Raw genomic sequence first — 22,226 nt, 5'->3', positions numbered from 1 at the left:
GTTCCTTTAAATCTGGACGTCAAATAAAGCTAAGAAAACAGAACCAAGCTAGACAGGACGAAATAAACTAGGAGGATTTTGAATCCGATACCACTCTCAACTGAGTCAGATATTTCATCCAACTTTTTGCTTCACTGGAAGGTTGAATATTGTCCGCTCTCTTTGCATTGGCTAACGCTTTGTCGAGCTTATTTAATTTGTAATAAACACGCACTTTCGCCAGCGCTACATCGGCTTTTCGTACCTTTTCAGTGACTCTATCTAACTCCGTTAATGCTCGCTGATAGTGTCCCTCTTGCACTAGTAATTGTGCAACTTGCCAGTGATATTTAGGCTCAAGCTTAGCTGCAAGTGACCACGTAGAAATCGCATGTTGCCACTCTTTTGCCTGTTGCCAATAAGCGGCCTGTTGACTTAGCAATGTGACATCTGATTCTGCATCAGCCAGTTCACTCAAGATTTGTGCAGCGCGCTCCGGTACGCCTCTTTTCGAATAGAGCTGAGACAATAAAATTAGATCCTGTTGTGACAACGCAACGCCTTGCAATTTAGCTAACGCCAGCGAATCTAACGCTGAGTCCGTTTTGTTCAATTTAAGTTGAAGCCCGACAAGCTGTCTCCACCAGTTCACTTTATTAGGCTGTAAATGGATGAGTTGCTCTAAGGTTGGAATCGCATCCTTCCAACGCTTAAGTTGCATCTGCGCTCCGAGCTTTAACGATAGAGATGAAAACTTATCCGTCAGTTCAGTAGCGTCTGAATTCGTATCTTTGTTGTCTGAAAGAGCTCCTGTATGGGCGTTAACTCGATTGCTGCGATCAAACTTACTAATCGAAACCAACACCCTTTCCCATTGAGATAACTGGTAATAACTCTGTGCAACACGCAGCCACAGCTCCGCTCCTTTTTTGTCATCTGGTCGTGTTTTCAATAATTCATAATAATGAGGAATTGCTTTCTCAAAGTGCTGTTGACTCAATAAAATATCGGCAAGCATACGCCTAGTGACCCACGCTTGAGCGTCTTCAAGTAACTGGCTGTTTACCGCGAACGTGAGCTGTTCAATCGCCAGTTCCGCTTGCTCATTTTGCCAATAGAACACTCCCAGCATCCGCGCTACAAACGCTTTATCGTAATCTCGATTGATCTCTAAATCATTTAGAGTACCAATCGCTTCTGATAGTTTTTCATCTTGCTGGAGTTGATGCGCTCGCTGTACGCGATTTGCAGTGTACTGACTGAGTTCCGCAGAAATCCCCATCGGTACAACCAAAAACTGAACCCAAAATGCAGTAACAAAAAGCTTAAATACTCGTTTCATTATTTATCCATTTTAAATTCTATTCTAACGGTCTGACCTAACTGCTCAACAGACTGACCATCAACAATTTTAGGTTGATACTTCCACTTCTTAAGCGCTCTCCTTGCCGAACGATCAAACATTCGTGCAGGTTTAGCACTCGTGATTTTTATCTCCGTAGGTCGGCCTGTTTTGTCGATAGTAAACTCCATCTCAACAAAACCTTCTACCTTACGTTTTTTAGCTTTTGCTGGATAACGTGGCTCCACTCGGTACAGTGGCATCGCTTTTTGATTGGATCCAAAATCACCAAATGTGGGCATATTGATCGCTAACCCATTGGCGACAGTGTTAAGCCCTAAATCTGGCAGTGACAACTTTGGATTACTTACGGTGGCCTCTGTTTTAGCCTGATTCATTGCTGATTTAGGCGGCATTTCTGGCGCTTTAGGCTGCTCTGGCACACTTCGCTTTCTACGCTGTAACGCTTCTTCTTGTTCGATCATCAACATATTAAAACTGAGCGTTTCAGCTTGATCCGGTGTCCGTTGGTGACCGCTGTCTACCATCCAAGCCATAAAGGTGAATAGCCCAATCGAAATCGCTACCGCAAACGGCAACGCCATGAGTAAACGTAGCATTAGAGCTTCTCCGCCGCCAACGCGATACTCTTCACGCCAGCACCTTTTGCAGCATCCATCACTTTGACTACCGTGCCGTTGTACGCATGTTCATCCGCTTGGATCACCAACGACGCTTCAGGTTGTTCTAATAATAAGTGTTCCAGTGTTGCTTCTACTCGTTCAGCGTCCACCAGTCGTTTATCAATATAAATATCGTTCGCAGAGGTGATGGCGACAAAAATTCCGGCCTCTTTCTGACTGGTCACGTTTGAAGCTTGTGGGCGATTAACGTCAACCCCCGACTCTCTAACAAATGAGCTTGTCACAATAAAAAAGATCAGCATGATAAAGACGATATCCAACATAGAAGTCAGATCGATTTGTGCTTCTTCATTTTTTACGTGACGTCTACCGAGCCTCATTTCTGACTCCTTAAAGATTTTTCTAATTTCAATTCAGACAAGTTGCAGACCTTTGCCAAACGCACATGTACAAACATTCCCGCTAATGCAGCGACCATTCCAGCCATTGTCGGCAATGTCGCGAGTGAGATACCTGACGCCATCAATTTTGGGTTACTACTGCCTTGAGTCGCCATGACATCAAATACTGAAATCATACCCGTCACAGTTCCAAGCAAACCAAGCATGGGGCAGATCGCCACCAAGAGTTTGATCATATTCAGATTCTGATTGAGTGCGATATGCGCTTGAGACACCCAGCCATCTCGTATTGCATGAGCATGCCACGAGTGATGATCGTCCCTTTGCGACCATTGTCGTTGAAGTGCTTTTCGCTGCTTCGGGAAATAGAACGCGAGGTAAATCACTCTCTCAATCACTAGTAACCAACAAATTCCGACGACTGCCGCTAACCACCATAGGATCTGCCCGCCCTGTTCCATAAAATGAGACAGAGCAAGTACCCAATCGAGGTTCTGGATAAACTCAGGAATTACAAAGCCATTCATTACGCTGCATTTCCAACAGAGTGAGCAATTGGAGCTTGAGGATTTGTTTTTTCAGCTTGTTCAGCCACTAAGCCAATTCCTTGCTTCTCTAAAATAGTGCGTATGTTCTCTGCCTGAGAGCTCAATACGTTATGTGCAAGCAACAGTGGCATTGCAGCAACCAGACCAAGTACGGTCGTGATCAGTGCCATTGAAATGCCACCTGCCATCACTTTTGGATCGCCATTACCAAACTGAGTAATCACTTGGAACGTCTCAATCATACCTGTTACTGTACCTAGCAGACCAAGCATTGGTGCTAAAGCCGCCAATAGTTTCAGCATTGATAAACCCTTCTCTAACCCTTGCTGCTCATCAACAACGGCTTCTAGCAATCTAAGTTCTAGCGCTTCAACACTACGATTTTGCTCACCATCGTATACGGCTAGAATTCGACCTAGTGGGTTATCTCCAGCTTGTGTTGGGTTCTTCAGTTGTCGCTTAATTTTTTGTTGTGCGATGAGTAATGCGACACCACGATACAGAGCGATAATCAAACCGACTCCAAGTAGACCTAAAATGATTTTGCCAACCACACCACCCGCTTGAATACGGTCTTTAAAGCTTGGAGTATTCGCCAATTGTTCGAGCATTACGCCACGTGATGGATCAACAACGATCTGTTGAATACCACCATTTCGAAGAGTTGAAACAGTCGAAAGTGTCGGTCCATTGTCTGGCTGTTTTAAGTAGTGAGTGGCGGTTTGACGCTTGCCATTCCAATTCATGTAACCTTGTTCGCCTATCAGGCCAAATACACCTAATCGTGCTGCCGCGACTTCTGAACGTTCCCCGTCTCCATTAATATAGGTAATGCTTGTTTGTCCAAGTTCGCCACTGGCACGGATCTGTTCAACCATGCTTAACCACAGCCCAGTCAATTGAGTCATTGATGGTAGTGATTGAGCATCCACAATATCGGTAACGGTTTGCGAATATCTCGCTGCGTCCGCTTGAGTGATAGACGAATCAAGCTCTCGTTTTAAATCCTTTGCCGATTGTCTGACAACACCAAACAGCTCACCTAGGCTACCTGCATCCAGACGTAATGTTTCTTCCAATTTTGCCAATCGGTTTTCATTCGCACTAAACTGGGTTGATAATTTATCCGTTTCAGCTTGGAGTTGCTTACGTTTAGCCAACAACTCATTTTTCTGTTGTTGGAATGTTTGTTCAGTCTGCTTGAAACCTTTTTCACGTTGAACGTTATGTGATTTTTGCTGGGTATTTTCGATTTTAGCTTGGTGAACGAGATCATCCGTAGCCATAGCGTTGTGACAGAAAAGAGCCAGTGATAGCCCTAGCACTCGAAGGCTAGAAAATGTTGACGTTAGAGATACATTGATCATCTTAATTTATCTCCGAATTACTTGCTGTCACATTGGTTTTTATCATGTTGGCTTGGTTTTTTATCATATTAGCTTGCGAACGAGAGGAGGTATTCAAATTTAGCTGTTGATCATTCGATACAGACACTGGCAGCGTAATCAGACTTGGAGCCGCTTGTTTTGAAGCGATATCATACGCTTTGTCTAAATCGCTATTAACCGATGTGTCGAGAAGTTGCCACTGCTTTTCTGTTTGATCCCAAGCCCAAAATTGATCGCCTTTAAGGTTGCGGGCCACCAGCGAAACACGACCTAAATAGAGAATGTCGGCATCAATCTCGTCCTCAGACGCGAGCATAATCTGCCCTTGGTAGCTGCCTAATTTGGTACCGTAGTCCATTTCAATTTGGTAGGCTTCTAAGATTCGACGATATTTTTCAGCATCACTCACATTCGCTCTACTCATCATGGTTTTGAGCTTAGTGAGCCGCTCTATGCATAACTCCGGCTTAATCGGACTATCGTTTGTAATGATCTGTTCTAGACCATCAATCATTTTATACATCAATGGCACCACGCCCTGACGTGTATGCTTAATCTCTTCAATTTGAACATTTAAACTGTCCGCTTCTTGGTTCTGGTTATCGACCAAGGCAGATAGATGGTTTCGGTACACCTCAAGGTTATCAACCTCTTCTTGAAGTTGTTCTATTTCAGCTTTTAAATTCAGTGTCATTTGAGCACTTTGATCGATCTTTTTCTGGCTGATGGCAGAAGCGGCATTTGTCTTACTTTCAATAGAACGCGCCGTATCCAAACTGTTCGCTTGTACGGGGGTAACAATCGTGGCGATGATAAGCATTAAACTGGTTTTAAAATGATTCATAGTTGTAGTCAATTGTGTGAAAAGAGAACCAAACAGACGTTAATCTATAACGATGTTCATTGGCTAATGAGTACTGCTCAAACCGATTGATAACAATACCCATTATCAATACCATCCATTTTGCATGATGATGTAAACTCTTGCAAAATTTATAACCTAAGAAAGGGAAAGTATGACCTTTCCCTTCAATTAGTATTTTACTGTACTAAATGGCTAAACCCCATTATCAGTATTTAACTTGTAGCGTTGCCATGTAGTTGCGACCTTCACCGACAACGACGCCACTTGTGCTACCGCCTTCTAGGTAGTCGGTATCAAATAGGTTTTCAACGTTAAATCGAGCAACGAAATCAAGATTTTCATCGTACTTAACGGTATGTGAAACCCCCATGTCGACACGAGTATACGCATCTTTCTTAAAGGTGTTAGCGCTTTCCGTGTAGCGCTCACCTACGTGGTAAACACCTAAGTTCACGTCTGTGCCATTATTGAACGCGTAAGTTGACCAAATACTTGCTGTAAATTCAGGAACATCAGCAGGCGTCTTACCATTCAAATCAGGATCATTTTTGTATTCAGCATCTAAGAACATCGTTGATGCGCTTACCGACAATGAATCCATAACGAAACCTGTTGCCGATAGTTCAACACCAGTATGCACTTGTTCACCAACTTGCGTCGTGATCTGGTCTTTTCCATTGACTGGGGTATCAAAATCTTCCGTCACTTGCATGTTCGATTGAGTGATTTGGAACAGCGCACCAGAAACAAACAGGCGTTCATCAAACAGATCCCATTTTGAACCTACCTCGTAAAGCGTGCCTTTTTTAGCATCTTGGCTATCACCAAAATTCACATCATCTTGGTTAGTGATTTCACCAACAGGCTGAAAACTTTCTGAGTAAACCGCGTAGATAGACCCATTTTCAGCTGGAGAGTATATTAATCCAAGCTTTGGAAGAACATTGTTGTAACTCTCTTTTTTGCCGCTGCTGCTTTCTGTTTTGTCATGCGCAAAACGGACACCCGCTAGAACTTGCCATTGATCATTAAAGCTGACTAGATCCTGAACGTAAACACCATAATGTTTGCTTTGAGAGTGCGATTCTGTTGTATCGTTGCGGTAGCTGATGTCTGATGGTTTATCGAAACCATTGCCACACTCGTTGATCGCTTCCGCTTCTGTTCCGTTAACACAGGTATACCCGGCTTCGTACAAACGCTTGTAATCGTAGTGAAGACCGTTTGCACCCACAAGTAATCGGTGATTCACACCTAGTGCATCAAAATCACCGGTGAAATCAACATAAGCGGTATCGAATGTCCACTCATCATGTCGATCTGATACTTTGTAACCGAATTGATTATTGCCCGCACCACGGACGGAGTTGTTCGATTCTGTTCGTTGGCGCTCATAAAACTGACGGCTGATTCCACTCTTAACTGACCATTGATCATTCAAGTTTGCTGTAATGGCGGCACCATAGTTGGCAACATCATTATCAGTACGAGCAAAACGTTGATCATTTACGATTGAAGGGTCAATCACCTTACCTGTTGTGGTATCAATTTTTGAGCCATTGTCTAAGTCTCCAAGCTCTTGAGTACGATCGTAATGAACAGATAGCATCGTATCTTCATTAATGTCGTAATCAACAAATAGACCACCGACGAAACGCTCAGTTTCAACATCTGTTCCGTCAAAACGTGTACGCCATGAGTCCTGGTTTTCTTGAGATACAATCACACGAGCACGCAATGTCTGATCTTCATTGAGTGAACCACTTACATCTGCAACCGTTCGTGTGTAATTGTCTGAACCGATGTCTTGGCTCACATTCACTTGTGTTTCATACGTTGGTTTCTTAGCAATCATGTTAACTAAGCCACCCGGAGTCGATTCACCATACAGTAGACCTGCAGGGCCTTTTAATACTTCTACACGTTCAAGCAATTCAACTGGCTGGCGATAGTGAGACCAGTGTTGTACACCGTCACGCAAGTAGCTTGCGCCACTGTCTAATGAGAAACCACGTAAGTTAAAACGCTCGCGGTTGGTTGATTTTGAACCCGCTGAAATTGAAGCATCATTTTTAAGGACTTCACCTAACGTACTCGCGCGTTGTTCATCAATAACTTGTTCGTCAATGACACTAACTTGTCCTGGCGTTTCTAACTGAGTCATCTCCATGCGCATTGCAGTAGAGTTCGTATCAGCTTTGTAGCCGTAATCGTGTCCTGTAACCACTAGCTTTTCATCAACGTCTGTCTTTGTTACTTCTGTACTTGCTACACCACTTGGTGCTGCGAGAACCGCGCCGATTATTAATGCCAAATGGCTCTTTGAAAATGTCATCCTACACTCCGAATATTTTAGGTGAGCCTCTATTTGAGCTCTGTTTCAACCGTTGCCGGTGTCCTTGTTTGATTTCGGAGGTGAATATAAGTGATAATTATTATTATTTGCATTAAATTTACATTCTTTGCGTTTGTAAATTTATGTAAAGGATTGCTGAGGCAGCATAAACAGATATTAATGAGAATACTTAAAATAGAGACTGATTTTTAAACCACCTGTGATTTCACTATTTTCTGCCACGATCTTACCGTCCATTAAGTTCATTGCCTCTTTCACAATCGCTAAGCCTAAACCATAACCTCCTGACTGCTTATCTCTCGCAGATTCAAGACGAGTGAAAGGATCAAAAATAGACTTTAATTGATGCTTAGGAATGCCAGGACCGTCATCCTCAACCGTCACAACCACAAAATTTTGTATGCCATTTTGAAGCTTACTTTTGTCAGCAGTAAAACCATTACTCACCGACACTTGAATCACCGCATCTTGCCCTGCATATTTAATCGCATTTCCAATCAAGTTTTTTAATATTCGCAGTAACAGACGGGCATCGGCGTTGATCATTGGTGTTTGGTTATTCAAGTGAGTCTGGATCTGTTGATTCCCAATTAACTCCATTTTGCTTTGACTGGCTTGAATTTCACAATAGCTTTCAAGTTGTAAGGGTAGGCATTCCGCATCGTATTGCGAATTCTCCAAGCGGCTGAACTGTAAGATCTCCCCTATCAGATCATCCATCTCGTTAATTTCAGCCTCTAAGCGAGTGATTAAATGCTGCTCGCTGTCTTGTGATTTCTTACGTAGCAAGTGTAACGCTAAATTTTGCCTAGCCAACGGTGTGCGAAGTTCATGAGACACATCTCTAATGAGTCTGCGCTGCTTTTCAGCTAAAGAGTGTATCTTCTGCGTCATGTGATCAAAATCAGTGGCAAGCTCGTGGAATTCTGTGGTTTTAGAGTTCAGCTCATTAACCACACTAACGGAAAAGTCACCTTGGGATAACCGACGGCTCGCCTCTCTTAACCTATCGAGTGGCTGCTGAAGAAAGCGCAGCATAATGCCAGTAAACAAAGTCAGAATCACAAAAGCGATCACTACTTTGATTAAAGTAAAATAGTAGACAAAATTGTTGGCCGGATGAACTTGATGAGGCAACTGGATAACCAACGTATTTCCATTTTCAAGCGGTAGGCCAATCAATGGACGGTTGACTCTATCGTCCAACTGAACATCGATCGTACGCAAATAACGAAGCTTGAATTCAAAGTGTGGGTGCATACTTCGATGGGTAATCGGACGTTTATTGTCATCAATAATGAACAGATAATAGGGCTGTGCATTCGCCCAATCCGCTAACTCATCCATATCGCCTTCATTGATAAGTACGTTCGCTTGATAGGCCAAATCCTGCATATCACGTTTTACTTCTGCAGGAATTTTTAGCAATGCTTTCACTAGTGCTTTCTCTGCAAGCGTTTGAACCACTAAGATCGATATCAGTATTGCCGCTAAGTAACCAAATAATTTAAATGCTAAACCCGAACGAAACGGTTTAATTGTTGATGCCATCTCACTCAACATCATTAGCTAGCCACCTCTAAATAGCTATAACCTCTTCCTCTGATGGTTTTAATATGTTGCTTCGATAACCCCGCTTGAACTATCTTGCGACGAATATTGCTGATGTGCATATCTAGATTTCGATCGAACGGACTCAACTCTTTCTTCAATACATTTTTCTGTAGATCCGCTTTTGAAACTATAACCCCACTGTTTTTGATCAGGTAATCCAACAATTCTGATTCAGTGCCTGTTAAAGGAATACGAGCGAGTTGATCTGCAATTTTCGTCGGTACTGAACTCAGGCTCTGCCTCTGGCGCTCTAAACCGACTCGACGCAAAATCACTTTGATTCGAGTGAGTAGCTCAGGCACTTTGAATGGTTTTGCTATGTATTGATCCGCTCCCGCTTGGTAACCATCGAGCATTGACGCTTCATCGTTCAGCGCGGTTAACATTAAAATCGGAGTAGCAAAGCGTTGGCAAATTCTTCGCGCCACTTGCAGGCCGTTCAGGTTCGGTAGCATGACATCGAGTAGAACCAGATCAACGGGATGAGATTGAATGAACTCTAATGCGCTCTCACCACAATGAACAGAGCTGACGTCATAACCTTCTTCGATTAAGACTTCGGTGAGTAATTCACACAGTTGTACATCGTCATCGACAACCAAGATAGAAGACATAATTAAACCACATCGTAATAAAAATGGTTCGCATTCTAATCTTGAGATTTACAGATGGCAATATGATCTCAATAAATCGATCAATTATTCGCGTTACTGACTCGATTATTGACGACTGACTGGGCTATCTGATGAAAGTGGGATGATACGACGAGAATCTAGATTGAGGGCATCGAAGTCATCGCTCCAATGTTTTTCTATCAAAGCATTCATCAAACCTGTTTCTTTAGCTCGCACTAAGGCTTTTTCAATAAGCTCTCTATGCACTGAGGCCCCTTCACTCAGATAGAATTGAAAATCTCGGTGATACTCAAGTAACAAATACTGTTCGATATCGAGTGCGGGATTAAATTTGGCTTCTCCTACTATTTCATTTACGCCTCTTGGGAAATAGTTCACTTCTCCATCAACAGATAGAGAACCATATAGGTTTCGCCACTCTCCATCTTGCAAGAAAACATTGAGTTGATTTTGATGCCACACTTCTACATCAAACCAATTAATACCTAGGCCTGCAATTAAACCAGAACGCTGTAAATCTTTAAGGTCATAAATATGTTCGTAGGCCTCTTGTGCCCCTTTAGGAATGAGTAATACGCGCTTACCGATAAGACCTGACGTCAGTGGGACTTTTACAGGAGTCAGTTGAGCATCTCGTCTATCTGTTTGAATCAACCACATTAATGAGAGCTGATTTTTCCTGACCATTTTTATCGCACGTTTTTGGGGGATATGTTTATCGGGAGTGATGATCTTTAAATGGACGCCAACATCATTCAGAGCTTGAGTGAGAAGATCATGAAAGTAAGCATGACCACCATCTTTTTGTGACGGTAACGCTAACGTGAGTGATGACTGTTCTGCGAACACAGAACAACTAAACAATAAAGCAGCACTCCCAATCCATCGCATAGCCTCTCCTTTACTGTTATCGGAAGATATCACAACTAAAATAGTTTCATTCTATGACCTCGACGCTCTTACTTCTAATCTTTAACCTCAGACTTTATTTCAGCCAGTCATTGATCGTAGTAGTACGAAGCGGAAGCCATAAACTTTAGGATGACCATTAAACTATAGATGTAAAAAGAGAAAGTGACTCAGGTTTCTTAGTTACGAAGATAAATGAATATTACGAGGATGAATGAACATACTGCGCCACATAGATGATGGCGCAATGGCCGAAAGCTTTTGAATTGCCGGTTTTGAGTAGTAGTTATTCGAATCATAGCTGTTCGAGTCTAGCTGTTTGAGACTAGCGGTTTGGATTGTAGCGTTTTAAGCTGTAAATAAAGAAATGAGTGACTTATTCTTCGCTATCCATTTCAAACACAACATTGTAGTTTTCAGTATAGGTACAAATTGGCTGACGACTACAGGTGAAGAAGCGGCGTCCTTTAAATTCGCCTTGGCTTGCCACTTTAATGATCATTGGGCTGCCACATTTTCGACAAAAACGAACCTCTTTTTCGGGTTCAATTAGATCAATATGCGCGGCCAGCAATCTCTTCAACCGACTCACTTGATAGCTATGGCGAACAGACGCCCCAATCAAAGGAATGTTTGCTGTCTTACAGACATGCATCAATAACTTTTCGCGTTCGGCTTTGCCTTTATTAAGCTCTTTGCCATTATCTAACGCGATGACGACTCGAATTTCCATTGAACGAGGATCACACACAACAAAGTCAAAGTAGCTACGTGAAATTTTGTTGTTTGCGATAAACCAATCTTTCTTATTTCGGGCTTTTGCTGGCGTCACAACACTAGACATATTGACCTTAGCAAACACGGCACCATGCTCACCAACGGCTGATTTTAAGGCGTTATAAAAGGCCCCTTCCTGCATATTAAGAAGGTTACTTTTCTTTTGATAATTATGATCTTTTGTATCATCCGACTTCACGACATATTTCTGAATGATGATAAAAAACAAAACAAGTACAGCAACAATTATAAATATATTAGTCATGATCCAACACTGCTTGTAAAACAAAAGCTTAATCGAGGTTTTATGTTATCTAAGCGTATGTTTAAACGTACGTATTGGCAAGAAGAAACTCTTGAGAGCCTATAATACTTGGGTTTGAGATGATCCAAACATAGCTCAGAAACCACCTTCTAGAGTTTGCTAACGTGAGATAAAAATGAATATCGGCTTCTCATCGAAAATGGCTTCAATGCTATACCATCAACTTCATTTAAAATTATCCTTAAATAACAAACAATTATATCTCATCAATTAGCCAAGCTCTTTATTGTTGATCTAGATCATTTTTGATGTTTTGCAGATGCATTATGGTTAAAAGTGTTAAGCAAATGTAATTAATAGGTGGCGATATGGAACTAAAACAAGACCCGAGATGCTATACGGATGTGTGCGTAAATGGTAAGTGGTTTCATTATGATCACTGTGGAACCAGAGCATACATGCTTAAAGGTGGTGCTTCAGCAACAGTAGAGCTAGCAAAAGAGCCATCAACAGAAACTGAGCTAATTGATATGCTCGAAAGTATGTCTCAAATGATCTAATTTTTTCAGAGAGTCTGAGCCAAAATTACTGAGGGGCTTCTGCTCCTTTTTATTTGCAATAAAGCGGCTCGATCTTCCCCTAACCTTTCTCCTTATTTTTAAAAACCTTTTTATTGATTGTCTTCTCAATTGAGATAAAATCGCGCTCCCATTCGTTTAGGCAAGTTTTACATGACTCAGAACACCGCACTTACTCAGAAACCCGATCGCAAAACAGCAATGCTTAACATTATTACTGCGGTAAGAGCTGATTTTCCATTTGATGCACCTGAAGCTCAGATCTGTGGGGATACCTGTGTCGGTTGCCCACGCAAGTTAATTGAGCTGGTGGAAAGTGATGTATTGTACTGGGAGGCTCAACTTCAACGTGAAGAACTGCCCAATATGACGGAAATTAGACAGTTCGGTAAGTTATGCAAAAATGTACGTCGTAGTTTAGTGAGAAACGGATTGATTACGTAGTTATTGATAGCGGTTCAAAATGGTTTGATAGTGGCTGACATCATCTTCATTATGTACTGACTTTAAAGCGTCTAAACCCGCTTGCAATGAATCGATAGTGTCATCATCAATATGTGTATTGAAGGCATAAAATAACTCACCTTCTTGTAAAATATAGACGGGTTCAAAATCACTCGTTTTGTAGCCACTCACTTGAATCCACCATTTTGCTACATTCTCTTCATATGCCCATAAATCAATCCGCCCTTTATGTAACTGTTCTGCCAACGTCACAGCATAAGAGCTCTCTTGCATCGAATCTCTTGGGATCCCATGACTGATCAGCAATTGTTCTCCTACGTCATCTCGTATCACGCCTATTTTAAACTGTGCTAAATCCAAGCTTTCATTAATTACAATTTCATTCGACTTTTTAGCCAATACCACAACTCTCGTTTTACTTATTGGGCCAACCCACTTAAACAATGTTTCCCTACTGGGCGTTCTTGTCATCGAAAACAGTGCCACATTCGGCTTCACAAGTGCATCACGATACGCTCTCGCCCAAGGTTGAATCGTAATGTCCTTATTGTTTAACACGACCCCTGAGTGATGCGCCGCTTCAATTAACAGGTCGACTGATATTCCTTTTACCACGCCATCTTCACTAAAGTTGTAAGGGGGATACTCTTCAGTTAGATAGTTTAAAGAAGATAATGAAGCCGCATTGGCAAACGTAACACTGAAAAGTAGCGTACTAAAAAGCCATTTTTTTACGCTCAACACCCTTAAAATCAGGGCATTTAATACGCCAATAATCAGCGTTAATCTTGATATGAGTAACATAATCACTCCAAATATATTTATATTATTATCATTAATAATGTAGGAGTGATTATAAAATTCGTCTAGCGGGGTCAGTACGATATCTTTAAGCTTTACCGCGATTCGCTTTACTCAGCAACTCGCTTTGCCGTAATCGTTATTTCTACCTCTTACTTATTCAGCATCAATTTGATTTTCAGGCATGGCATCAATGAATGCCGCTTGCTGATTACATCGTTCATAGATGCTTTCAATGGTAGGAAATGGCGTCATATCAACCCCAAAACGTATTGCGTTATACACTTGAGGTACAAGACAAATATCAGCGAGCGTGATCTCGTCACCAACACAATACAAACCAGAGAAGTGTTTAAGTTTGGTTTCGAACGCTTCAAACCCAATGCCAATCCAATGTTTGTACCAGCTCTGCTTGTGCTCTGCTGTCATTTCGCACTCTTGCTCAAGATATTGAAGTACTCGTAGATTGTTGATGGGGTGAATATCAATGGCGACATCTTGTGCCAGCGCTTTAACGGTATAACGTTGTTCACCATTTGAAGGAATTAATGAATGACCACTATAGGTTTCATCTAAATAATCCATGATTGTCATTGATTGATTCAGAACGAGATCGCCATCTTTTAATACCGGAACAAGCTCGCTAGGATTCATTTCATGAAATGCCTCAGAATGCTGCTCTCCCCCATTCTTAACCAGATGAACAGGGGTAGTTTGATAGTCTAATTGTTTCAAATTCAGCGCGATTCTGACTCGGTACGCCGCCGATGATCGCCAATAGCTGTAAAGCGTTATCGTCGTATTGTCTTTATTTTTCATATCGGCGGTATTCCCTAGCTTAAGTTTATATAAAGTAAGTTCACATTAAGACGGTTTATCATGACGAACGATGGTCTGCTCGATCGTACCAAACAAGTTATTCCCTTCAGAGTCATGCATCTCCATCTTTATACTGTCTCCAAACTTCATGAATTCAGTACTCGCTTGCCCATCACGAATAGTCTCTATCATCCTCACTTCAGCGATACATGAATACCCAACACCACCTTCAGAAATGGATGTTCCATACTGAGTCCCCTGCTTATTTGAAACCGTACCGGAGCCTATAATCGCTCCACTTGCTAAGGGACGAGAGCGTGCGGCATGAACGATCAAGTCAGGAAATTCAAACGTCATATCGGTGCCCGCATTAGGGCATCCAAATAAATTGCCATTGAATGTGGACTCCAATGGCAACGATAATTTCCCACCATCCCATGCCTGCCCTAATTCATCGGGAGTCAGAGCTACAGGTGAAAATGCCGATGATGGTTTTGATTGAAAGAAGCCAAAACCTTTGCCTAATTCAGCAGGGATTAATCCACGTAGCGATACATCATTCACCAACATCACTAAACGGATACTCTCTTTTGCTTGTTTGATGGAAGCGCCCATTGGGACGTCACTAGTAATCACAGCGACTTCCGCTTCAAAATCTATTCCCCACTGTTCGCTTTCCACTGGAATATCATCTTGAGGACCAATAAAGGAGTCCGATCCACCTTGGTACATTAGTGGGTCCGTCCAAAAACTTGGTGGCATTTCCGCTCCGCGAGCCTTTCGTACTAACTCGACGTGATTGACGTATGCTGAGCCATCGGCCCATTGGTAAGCTCTTGGCAGCGGTGACTCACACTGTGACTGAATAAACGACACAGAATCAGACAACTCTCCCTTATTTAGAGCTTGATAGTACTCATTCAATTGTGAGTAAACCTTGTCCCAGTTATCCAGTGCATATTGTAAGGTTTGAGCAATATGAGTGGGCGCAATGCATTGGGTTAAATCTTTACTCACAATGACTAGTACACCGTCTCTTGTTCCATCTTTGAGTGTGGCTAATTTCATTTTCTTTCTCCATTAACGCCAGCTATAAACATACTGCTTGTTCTCTGCTTTTTTTGCTGCATCGCCAAATTCTAATGCTTGTCGGGTATCGATCATCACCGCGACTTCATCGGTAAACTTTTTCTTATGTTCTAATCCGGCTTTAAATGCTTTGGGGTGAGGCCCGTGGGTAAATCCTGCAGGGTGAAAGGTCACCATCCCCGCTTCGATGTTGTCTCGGCTAAAGAAATCACCCGCGTGATAAAACAGCACCTCATCATAATCGTCATTGTTGTGATAGAACGGAACCTTCAGTGCGCCGGGATCGCTCTCAATGGGACGAGGTACAAAAGTGCAAACCACAAAATCTTTCCCGACAAAAGTGGTATGAGCGGAAGGTGGCAAATGATACCTGTGGGACATTAAAGGACGAATATCACGCCAATTCAGTTTGACTACCGCCAAATCACCGTGCCAACCCACAGCATCAAGTGGGTTAAACGGATAGGTAATCACACTCTTTTTTTCATGGCGTTTTATTTGAACTTTGGTCGTATTCTCTGAGTATTGAGCTTTGAATTGATCATTAATGGATGGCACTTCGAGAATAGCAGGGTCAAATACGGCATGATGACCAACCATCCCTTTCTCAGGTAACGAATAGGAGCCATCTGTGCTTTCAATCATCAAGATGAATAGAGGCTCCGTCACTTCCAAGCGCCAGGAGGTCGAGCGAGGGATCAAAACATAGTCCCCTTCAGAAATCTGAATATGTCCATAATCACAGAACATATCTGCCTTACCCGCATGAATAAACAGTAAGTCATCACCATCAGCATTTCGTACTAGGAAATCCATCGTGTTACTGATTTTCCAAGTTCGAATTTTACAGCTGCTATTATGCAGAATATGAGGAGCAGACCACGGACTCGCTTGTTCTGACTCGTCAATAAGGTTGCAGTCAAATGCACGTGGCCTTAACTCACCTTCCCATTCACTCCATCCCGTAGGAGCATGTTGATGATGGAAGTGTGCCGCAGGACCGAAGAAACCTCCGCGCCCCGCTTCCCTTTCGTAGATAGCCTCGCTTGGGAAATCGGCATGTGCTTGCTTAGAGCACACTCCCTCCCGATGAGGAAATGTGATCCATTTATGCATTATCTAGTACTCCTCGACGAATTTGATCTTCTTCGATTGATTCAAACAGCGCCTTGAAGTTACCTTCACCAAACCCTTCATTGCCCTTGCGCTGAATGATCTCAAAAAATACAGGCCCAATGACGGTCTGAGTAAATATCTGCAATAAGATGCCATCTTTCATCGGAGCACCATCAATCAGCACGCGCAAATCTTTAAGATCTTGAAGATTTTCATTATGCCCCTCGACCCGTTCATTCACTTTGGCATAGTAAGTGTCTGGCGTCGGCATGAAATCCATCCCACGCTCACGTAACGTTCTGACGGTCTGGTAAATATCATCCGTTGACAATGCGATGTGTTGAATGCCTTCACCTTTATATTCACGTATAAACTCTTCGATTTGTGATTTATCGTCTGAAGATTCATTAATTGGAATTCGAATTTTTCCACACGGAGCGGTCATCGCTCGGCTTACTAGCCCAGTGAGCTTGCCTTCAATATCGAAATAACGGATCTCTCTGAAATTACCAATACGCTCATAAAATCCAGACCACACGTCCATATGCCCTTGCTTAACATTATGAGTTAAGTGATCGATATCAAGTAAACCGACCCCTTGAGTCTGTAAACGCAGTTCAGCATCGTCATAGAATTTGAAATCAACGTCATAAATGTTTTGGCTTCCGTAGCGGTCAACAAAGTAGATCAAACTATCGCCAATACCATAAATAGCAGGGATGCTTAGCTCCATTGGGCCAATTTCAGTTTTGTAAGGCCTGCCTCCATTTCCGACAGCATGCTGATACGCAGCGCCAGCATCAGAAACTCGAAAAGCCATGCCACAAACAGATGGCCCATGAATGGTAGAAAATGTTTCAGCTTGGCTGTGCGGTTGAGCATTGACGATAAAGCTAATGTCACCCTGACGATATAACCACGCCTCTTTAGAACGATGCTTGGCTATTTCAGCAAAACCAAGAGATAAAAACAGTGCTTTAAGCTTGGCAATCCCTTCAGGATCCGCTGCAGTATATTCTACAAATTCAAAACCATCGGTACCTAGTGGGTTAAATGAAGTGGTCATGCTCTACTCCTTTAGAGAATTACGATTTCACTTAGGTGAACAAGTGCCTAAGAGAATGTTTAATTAACATATTATTAACCTTGAGGGAGTTTTAGCTATTTGAGAAGTCATTTGATTTAAATCAATGTTTGGTAATAGACGGGCGACAATGTAAATTTAATGTTACACAAAGACCAGTGATAGGATGAATCGTTTAAAACCGTCTATTTTCAGCCTGCTACCCCATATTTATCTGTCCATAGATGGCTACAATAGCGCTTCAACATGTAAATTAGATTCGCCATTTATGCCTCTTTTATTTCTAATCGTTACTCAGTTGTTCCGGCTTTAGCTCATGGTTGTCGCAAGTGAGTAAATGAATAGGCTTATTTTTCACAGCGCTGACTTTGTTTATCAAATTTGTTGCTCAGATCGCCGTTAACCGCTCCATTCTTTGATTTAAAACAGGCATAGGTAACAGAAATTAGAGCTATATTCGTTGCCTGTTCCCTGTTCCCAACTTGCTTCATTCATGGTTTTCACGCTGGCATCGTCTCTCTTTCAGCACTCTATGAATAAGTAAGTTATTAATAATGAGAGTTAACCAATGACTGATATCAATCAACAACGTCTAGTTGAGCACTTTTGCCAACTTGTGAAAATCGACAGTGAATCACGCAATGAAAAACAGATCGCTGAAACGTTAGCCGAGCAATTAAGCGCACTTGGGTTTGAAGTACATAAACTTGTAGTGCCTGAGGAAGTGTCTAATGGCTTTAATGTTTACGCTCGCCTTGAAGGTAAAATTGATGACAGCATCGTACTAAGCTGCCACATGGATACGGTAACTCCTGGTATTGGCATCGAACCTATTATTGAAGATGGCATTATTCGTTCTAAAGGCAACACTATTTTAGGTGGCGACGATAAATCTGGCATTGCGGCGATCATGGAAGCCGTTCGTTGTATTCAAGCAGATAACCTTGAGCACAAGACGATTGAAATTGCTTTCACTGTGTTTGAAGAAGGTGGATTATTTGGCTCTAAAAACTTCGACATGTCTTACATTAAATCGACCAATGCAATCGTTCTAGATACAGGCGGTCCAGTTGGTACTATCGTTAACTCTGCGCCAGGCCAACAAAAAATCGTAGCGAAAATCACAGGTCGTCCTGCTCACGCGGGTCTTGCTCCAGAAGAAGGTATCAGTGCGATTGCAGTTGCTGCTGATGCGATTACTCAAATGAAGCTTTTACGTGTCGACGAAGAGACAACAGCAAACATCGGTATCGTGGAAGGTGGACAAGCGACTAACATCGTGATGCCTGAATTACGTATTGTTGCGGAAGCACGTTCATTGAACGACGACAAACTAACGGCTCAAGTGGATCACATGATCAACACTTTCAAAGCCGCGGCCGAAAAACATGGTGCTGAAGTAGAAATTGAATCAACACGTGCTTACAACGCATTTGTTATTGCTGATGATCACCCGCATATCCAAAAGGTTAAAGCAGCGTTTGAGAAAAATGGATTAACGCCGATCACTAAAGGTACAGGTGGCGGTAGCGATGCAAATAACTTCAACGAGAAAGGTTTAACCACAGTCAATATTTCTACTGGTATGGCTAAAGTTCATACTACTGAAGAGCATATTGCCATCGATGACATGGTAAAAGCAGCAGAGTTTGTTAAAACATACCTAACAACTGCATAAAACTTTTAGTCAAATCAAAACAATATACAGCACATCTTTACAACCTAAGGTGTGCTGTCATTTAAATGTACATCGTTCTCTATAACCGTGTTAAACTGTCTTCGTAACGGTTAAGTGAGACAATTGATGACCCAAGTATTTTTTCCAATTCTACGAGAAAATCAGAACAAAATAATTCCTGAAATTCTTCTGCAGCTAACTGTATTCATTGTCATACTTACCAGCTTTCAAATTTCAGTATTCTTTACTCTAATTCAAGAAAAAAGCCAGGTCCTCTCTTTCACATCAGCTTTTATTTTTGCCTTTCTTTTTACTAAGGGCGCTAAAACCTTAGTTGGAATTTGTCTTAGCTTATTCACTTATTACTACCTGTTATCCGGAAGAGATATCATTTCTTCTGTTGAAATATCGCTCTTTTTTCCCTTGGTGTCGTATTTTTTTGTCACTCTATATCAATATATAAAGGCAAAAATAGAACCTCAAAATTATACTTTTGTTTTAACTAGTTACGTCCTCGTCGTTGGATTTCTCTACCCTATATTTAATAGTTCTCTGTTTTTGCTCTATAGTGTAAAACAAACTTCGTTACTATCGACTCCTGATCTCATGCTACTGGCGATTATTGGTGGCAATCTCACTCACCTTATTTTAACGCCACTGCTCATCATCATGGTTAGTGCGTTAACGAAAAATCAAACCGTCCCCTTTTTAGATATCGATAATGAAATGCTCAAGTCGAGGTTTAAAAGTAGCCATTACTGGTATTGGTTAGCAACCTGTTTGGCTGGCATGTTGACAATTCTGTTTATTAATAACAGCATCATCTTAAACACCGTATGTTTAATATCACTGTACTGTGTTGCTGTTGGCCTAGGACGATTTGGGCTCATTCGTCCATTCGCTATCGCCGCCACCGTGGTTGTGCTTGCTGTTCACAACTCTGTGCAACGATTTAATTTAAAAGTGATCGATACTTATCAGTTCTATGATCAACTTGTAGTTTTCGCGATTATTGCAGCCTTGATTTTCCTTCTGGCTGGGCATTCAATCCGAACGTATTTAACGACAAAATCCGCGATTGAACACGAGCGCCGAGATCCCTATACAGGCATCTATAACTTATCTCAGCTGAAAGAAGATCTAAATCAACATACTAAAGTGGTGCTCATTTATATCGATCTCGAAGCTACATTGTCAAAGACATTATGTTTGGGCCACAAAGGTCGAGCTCAGTTTTTAAAGAATTTGAGTGAACATTTAGGTGACAGAATAACCTTTATTTCTCGAAGCTATCTGCCCCCCTTTTCAAGCGGTCTATTATGTTATTTGCCAGTTAATGAAAGAGTTAATGTTCAAAATGAAATAGACGCGTTGTTGCTCTCTTTGAAACACTTTCAATTTATCAAAAGCGGTCACTCAATCGAATTAGTAAAACGTTCTTTGATTTGCACCGAAATATCAACCAATAACAATATTGAGTCTATTGTCTCATTACTATGTGAGCAATATACGAGCAACCGAACAAAGGTACTCTGGCTTGATAGCTGTAAATCCAGTTCAACTCAAGTTGATAAACTGAGCTTTATTCAAGAAGCATTTAAAAATGACGACTTTGAGCTTTTCTGCCAGCCATACAAAAAGCTAGGGTCTAACAATAATCAAGAATATTTCGAAGTACTTCTAAGGTTAAACTCAGCCCACCAGCGTCATATGATACCGGCCAGTTTTTTTCCTTTGATATTTAAGTTTGGCTTAGAAAAAGAGTTGGATAAGTGGGTGGTAGAGCACACCTTCAAATCGCTCAATGAATACGTTATCAACTGGTCTCAAATTGGTCGCTGCTCAATTAACCTGACCGCCACAAGTTTGAACTTTGTGGAACTGGCCGATCAAATTATTGATTATGCAAGAATTTATTCGGTTCCGTTGAATAAGATATGTTTTGAAATCACCGAATCTATGGCACTACATAACGAAGATATTGCGATACAAACAATAGAGAAGCTTAGAGAGGCGGGTTGTTGCATCGCTCTAGATGATTTTGGTACTGGTTACGCGAGTTTCGATTACCTGCGTAGGCTGCCACTTGATGTACTAAAAATAGATGGATCTTTCATCAAAAACATCACCACTAACCCTACCGACGTGAAACTGGTTCAGGCAATGAGCCAAGTAGCTTCGAGTATGAACCTAGTAACTGTGGCTGAGTTTGTTGAATCTGAGCAGCATACTCAGATTCTCGAACAGTTAGACATTGATTTTGCTCAAGGCTTTGGGATTTCAAAGCCCTTACCTCTTAAAACGCATTTAGAGCAAACTCAAACAGCCAATACACGTTGTGCGTAAAACCTTTTAAACCCTATAATTTATTAAACTCAATAAATTTATTAAACCCAATATTTTTTAAAACCTACAAGCCTTTTAAAAACCTCTGCGCTTCCAAAATTGACCTTCATCTTTAGCGGTTAAATCGAACGTTTTATCCGCTACGACCTGACCTTTTAATTCAACGGTCATTCGCCATTTTCCGATTTTGTTTTCAATTGGGGCCCAGATAGTGTCGCCTAAGTAAAAATCCCAATCATTGTTACCAACATATTCCTCACCATCAAACGGTTCTAATACTTCACCTTTATCTGTCGTGATATCTGGATGATATATGCAGTAGCGAATCTTCTCACCCTTCGCTTTTTTAATGTTCAAGATGAAACCGAATTCGACATCAAGCTCAGCAGGTACTTGAGTCGTGAACTCTTGGATCTTCGGAAGATCTTTAGATTTTGAATCCCATGTTGAGTAGATCCCATAAGAGACCATATCGACGATTGAAGAACGTTTTGCCATGTTTATAATCACTATTTTAAAAGTTAAAG

Annotated in this window: 21 protein-coding genes; 4 read left to right on the top strand and 17 right to left on the bottom strand. The window is 41.6% G+C overall.

Annotation, left to right across the window (positions count from 1 at the left end; genetic code table 11):
* Positions 1–67 precede the first annotated feature (67 nt).
* From FCV43_RS07215 to FCV43_RS07165, 11 genes are all read right to left on the bottom strand, one after another.
* On the bottom strand, positions 68–1,321 hold the full coding sequence (locus tag FCV43_RS07215) for a tetratricopeptide repeat protein (RefSeq protein ID WP_136994570.1): 1,254 nt from the start codon (positions 1,319–1,321) through the stop codon (positions 68–70).
* Positions 1,321–1,941 (bottom strand): energy transducer TonB, encoded by a 621-nt coding sequence (locus FCV43_RS07210; RefSeq protein WP_136994569.1) that lies wholly within the window; start codon positions 1,939–1,941, stop codon positions 1,321–1,323. Before FCV43_RS07210 ends, FCV43_RS07215 begins: the two co-directional genes overlap by 1 nt.
* On the bottom strand, positions 1,941–2,345 hold the full coding sequence (locus FCV43_RS07205) for an ExbD/TolR family protein (RefSeq protein WP_017052261.1): 405 nt from the start codon (positions 2,343–2,345) through the stop codon (positions 1,941–1,943). The genes FCV43_RS07210 and FCV43_RS07205 overlap by 1 nt, the downstream gene beginning before the upstream one ends.
* Positions 2,342–2,893 carry a MotA/TolQ/ExbB proton channel family protein gene (locus FCV43_RS07200; protein WP_136994567.1) on the bottom strand — a complete coding sequence of 184 codons (552 nt, stop codon included), beginning with the start codon at positions 2,891–2,893 and terminating at the stop codon, positions 2,342–2,344. Before FCV43_RS07200 ends, FCV43_RS07205 begins: the two co-directional genes overlap by 4 nt.
* On the bottom strand, positions 2,893–4,281 hold the full coding sequence (locus FCV43_RS07195; RefSeq protein ID WP_136994565.1) for a MotA/TolQ/ExbB proton channel family protein: 1,389 nt from the start codon (positions 4,279–4,281) through the stop codon (positions 2,893–2,895). The genes FCV43_RS07200 and FCV43_RS07195 overlap by 1 nt, the downstream gene beginning before the upstream one ends.
* Before the next feature lies 1 nt (position 4,282).
* Entirely contained in the window at positions 4,283–5,146 is an 864-nt protein-coding gene (locus tag FCV43_RS07190) for a DUF3450 domain-containing protein (RefSeq protein ID WP_136994564.1), read from the bottom strand.
* 226 nt (positions 5,147–5,372) lie between these two features.
* Positions 5,373–7,502 (bottom strand): TonB-dependent siderophore receptor, encoded by a 2,130-nt coding sequence (locus FCV43_RS07185; RefSeq protein WP_136994562.1) that lies wholly within the window; start codon positions 7,500–7,502, stop codon positions 5,373–5,375.
* A gap of 177 nt (positions 7,503–7,679) precedes the next feature.
* Positions 7,680–9,089: a sensor histidine kinase gene (locus tag FCV43_RS07180; protein WP_136994560.1), complete on the bottom strand. Its 1,410-nt coding sequence runs from the start codon at positions 9,087–9,089 to the stop codon at positions 7,680–7,682.
* Positions 9,089–9,751 (bottom strand): response regulator transcription factor, encoded by a 663-nt coding sequence (locus tag FCV43_RS07175; RefSeq protein ID WP_136994558.1) that lies wholly within the window; start codon positions 9,749–9,751, stop codon positions 9,089–9,091. The genes FCV43_RS07180 and FCV43_RS07175 overlap by 1 nt, the downstream gene beginning before the upstream one ends.
* Positions 9,752–9,856: 105 nt before the next feature.
* The gene (locus tag FCV43_RS07170; protein ID WP_136994556.1) at positions 9,857–10,663 is read right to left on the bottom strand and encodes a hypothetical protein; all 807 of its coding nucleotides are present in this window, start codon (positions 10,661–10,663) and stop codon (positions 9,857–9,859) included.
* A gap of 394 nt (positions 10,664–11,057) precedes the next feature.
* A complete protein-coding gene (locus FCV43_RS07165; RefSeq protein WP_136994554.1) occupies positions 11,058–11,723 on the bottom strand; it encodes a DUF2726 domain-containing protein in 666 nt (221 codons plus the stop codon).
* Between the two features lie 368 nt (positions 11,724–12,091).
* On the opposite strand from FCV43_RS07165, the gene FCV43_RS07160 reads away from it, so the two are divergent.
* Both FCV43_RS07160 and FCV43_RS07155 read left to right on the top strand, forming a co-directional pair.
* Positions 12,092–12,283 (top strand): hypothetical protein, encoded by a 192-nt coding sequence (locus tag FCV43_RS07160; RefSeq protein WP_017052270.1) that lies wholly within the window; start codon positions 12,092–12,094, stop codon positions 12,281–12,283.
* Positions 12,284–12,454: 171 nt separating this feature from the next.
* Positions 12,455–12,745, top strand: a complete 291-nt coding sequence (locus FCV43_RS07155) for a hypothetical protein (protein ID WP_017052271.1) — start codon at positions 12,455–12,457, stop codon at positions 12,743–12,745.
* On the opposite strand, the gene FCV43_RS07150 is transcribed toward FCV43_RS07155, so the two are convergent.
* The 5 genes from FCV43_RS07150 to hppD all read right to left on the bottom strand — a co-directional run bounded on the left by FCV43_RS07150 (position 12,746) and on the right by hppD (position 17,657).
* Positions 12,746–13,570, bottom strand: coding sequence for a substrate-binding periplasmic protein (locus FCV43_RS07150; RefSeq protein WP_136994552.1), 825 nt, complete (start codon positions 13,568–13,570; stop codon positions 12,746–12,748).
* A gap of 153 nt (positions 13,571–13,723) precedes the next feature.
* Positions 13,724–14,386, bottom strand: a complete 663-nt coding sequence (maiA, locus tag FCV43_RS07145; RefSeq protein WP_136994550.1) for a maleylacetoacetate isomerase — start codon at positions 14,384–14,386, stop codon at positions 13,724–13,726.
* Positions 14,387–14,431: 45 nt separating this feature from the next.
* A complete protein-coding gene (locus FCV43_RS07140; RefSeq protein ID WP_136994548.1) occupies positions 14,432–15,454 on the bottom strand; it encodes a fumarylacetoacetate hydrolase family protein in 1,023 nt (340 codons plus the stop codon).
* A gap of 12 nt (positions 15,455–15,466) precedes the next feature.
* The gene (locus FCV43_RS07135) at positions 15,467–16,591 is read right to left on the bottom strand and encodes a homogentisate 1,2-dioxygenase (RefSeq protein ID WP_136994546.1); all 1,125 of its coding nucleotides are present in this window, start codon (positions 16,589–16,591) and stop codon (positions 15,467–15,469) included.
* Entirely contained in the window at positions 16,584–17,657 is a 1,074-nt protein-coding gene (hppD, locus tag FCV43_RS07130) for a 4-hydroxyphenylpyruvate dioxygenase (RefSeq protein ID WP_136994544.1), read from the bottom strand. Before hppD ends, FCV43_RS07135 begins: the two co-directional genes overlap by 8 nt.
* 586 nt (positions 17,658–18,243) lie before the next feature.
* Between hppD and FCV43_RS07125 the strand changes: the two genes are divergently transcribed.
* Together FCV43_RS07125 and FCV43_RS07120 are read left to right on the top strand one after the other, a co-directional pair.
* Complete coding sequence (locus FCV43_RS07125) at positions 18,244–19,353, top strand: M20/M25/M40 family metallo-hydrolase (RefSeq protein WP_136994542.1); 1,110 nt, start codon at positions 18,244–18,246, stop codon at positions 19,351–19,353.
* Positions 19,354–19,911: 558 nt separating this feature from the next.
* Complete coding sequence (locus tag FCV43_RS07120; RefSeq protein WP_170961615.1) at positions 19,912–21,699, top strand: EAL domain-containing protein; 1,788 nt, start codon at positions 19,912–19,914, stop codon at positions 21,697–21,699.
* Positions 21,700–21,774: 75 nt separating this feature from the next.
* On the opposite strand, the gene FCV43_RS07115 is transcribed toward FCV43_RS07120, so the two are convergent.
* Positions 21,775–22,197 (bottom strand): DUF3859 domain-containing protein, encoded by a 423-nt coding sequence (locus FCV43_RS07115; RefSeq protein ID WP_017052280.1) that lies wholly within the window; start codon positions 22,195–22,197, stop codon positions 21,775–21,777.
* Positions 22,198–22,226 lie beyond the last annotated feature (29 nt).

Origin of the sequence: Vibrio genomosp. F6 (genome assembly GCF_005146325.1) — a bacterium.
Taxonomy (GTDB): domain Bacteria; phylum Pseudomonadota; class Gammaproteobacteria; order Enterobacterales; family Vibrionaceae; genus Vibrio; species Vibrio cortegadensis.
The sequence above is the reverse complement of the archived record's forward strand: the minus strand, read 5'-3'. Positions and strand labels throughout refer to the sequence as shown.

Excerpts from the sequence above, each read along its gene's own strand:
- FCV43_RS07215 (WP_136994570.1), bottom strand. The coding sequence starts at position 1,321 with ATGAAACGAGTATTTAAGCTTTTTGTTACTGCATTTTGGGTTCAGTTT.
- FCV43_RS07210 (WP_136994569.1), bottom strand. The coding sequence starts at position 1,941 with ATGCTACGTTTACTCATGGCGTTGCCGTTTGCGGTAGCGATTTCGATT.
- FCV43_RS07205 (WP_017052261.1), bottom strand. The coding sequence starts at position 2,345 with ATGAGGCTCGGTAGACGTCACGTAAAAAATGAAGAAGCACAAATCGAT.
- FCV43_RS07200 (WP_136994567.1), bottom strand. The coding sequence starts at position 2,893 with ATGAATGGCTTTGTAATTCCTGAGTTTATCCAGAACCTCGATTGGGTA.
- FCV43_RS07195 (WP_136994565.1), bottom strand. The coding sequence starts at position 4,281 with ATGATCAATGTATCTCTAACGTCAACATTTTCTAGCCTTCGAGTGCTA.
- FCV43_RS07190 (WP_136994564.1), bottom strand. The coding sequence starts at position 5,146 with ATGAATCATTTTAAAACCAGTTTAATGCTTATCATCGCCACGATTGTT.
- FCV43_RS07185 (WP_136994562.1), bottom strand. The coding sequence starts at position 7,502 with ATGACATTTTCAAAGAGCCATTTGGCATTAATAATCGGCGCGGTTCTC.
- FCV43_RS07180 (WP_136994560.1), bottom strand. The coding sequence starts at position 9,089 with ATGATGTTGAGTGAGATGGCATCAACAATTAAACCGTTTCGTTCGGGT.
- FCV43_RS07175 (WP_136994558.1), bottom strand. The coding sequence starts at position 9,751 with ATGTCTTCTATCTTGGTTGTCGATGACGATGTACAACTGTGTGAATTA.
- FCV43_RS07170 (WP_136994556.1), bottom strand. The coding sequence starts at position 10,663 with ATGCGATGGATTGGGAGTGCTGCTTTATTGTTTAGTTGTTCTGTGTTC.
- FCV43_RS07165 (WP_136994554.1), bottom strand. The coding sequence starts at position 11,723 with ATGACTAATATATTTATAATTGTTGCTGTACTTGTTTTGTTTTTTATC.
- FCV43_RS07160 (WP_017052270.1), top strand. The coding sequence starts at position 12,092 with ATGGAACTAAAACAAGACCCGAGATGCTATACGGATGTGTGCGTAAAT.
- FCV43_RS07155 (WP_017052271.1), top strand. The coding sequence starts at position 12,455 with ATGACTCAGAACACCGCACTTACTCAGAAACCCGATCGCAAAACAGCA.
- FCV43_RS07150 (WP_136994552.1), bottom strand. The coding sequence starts at position 13,570 with ATGTTACTCATATCAAGATTAACGCTGATTATTGGCGTATTAAATGCC.
- maiA (WP_136994550.1), bottom strand. The coding sequence starts at position 14,386 with ATGAAAAATAAAGACAATACGACGATAACGCTTTACAGCTATTGGCGA.
- FCV43_RS07140 (WP_136994548.1), bottom strand. The coding sequence starts at position 15,454 with ATGAAATTAGCCACACTCAAAGATGGAACAAGAGACGGTGTACTAGTC.
- FCV43_RS07135 (WP_136994546.1), bottom strand. The coding sequence starts at position 16,591 with ATGCATAAATGGATCACATTTCCTCATCGGGAGGGAGTGTGCTCTAAG.
- hppD (WP_136994544.1), bottom strand. The coding sequence starts at position 17,657 with ATGACCACTTCATTTAACCCACTAGGTACCGATGGTTTTGAATTTGTA.
- FCV43_RS07125 (WP_136994542.1), top strand. The coding sequence starts at position 18,244 with ATGACTGATATCAATCAACAACGTCTAGTTGAGCACTTTTGCCAACTT.
- FCV43_RS07115 (WP_017052280.1), bottom strand. The coding sequence starts at position 22,197 with ATGGCAAAACGTTCTTCAATCGTCGATATGGTCTCTTATGGGATCTAC.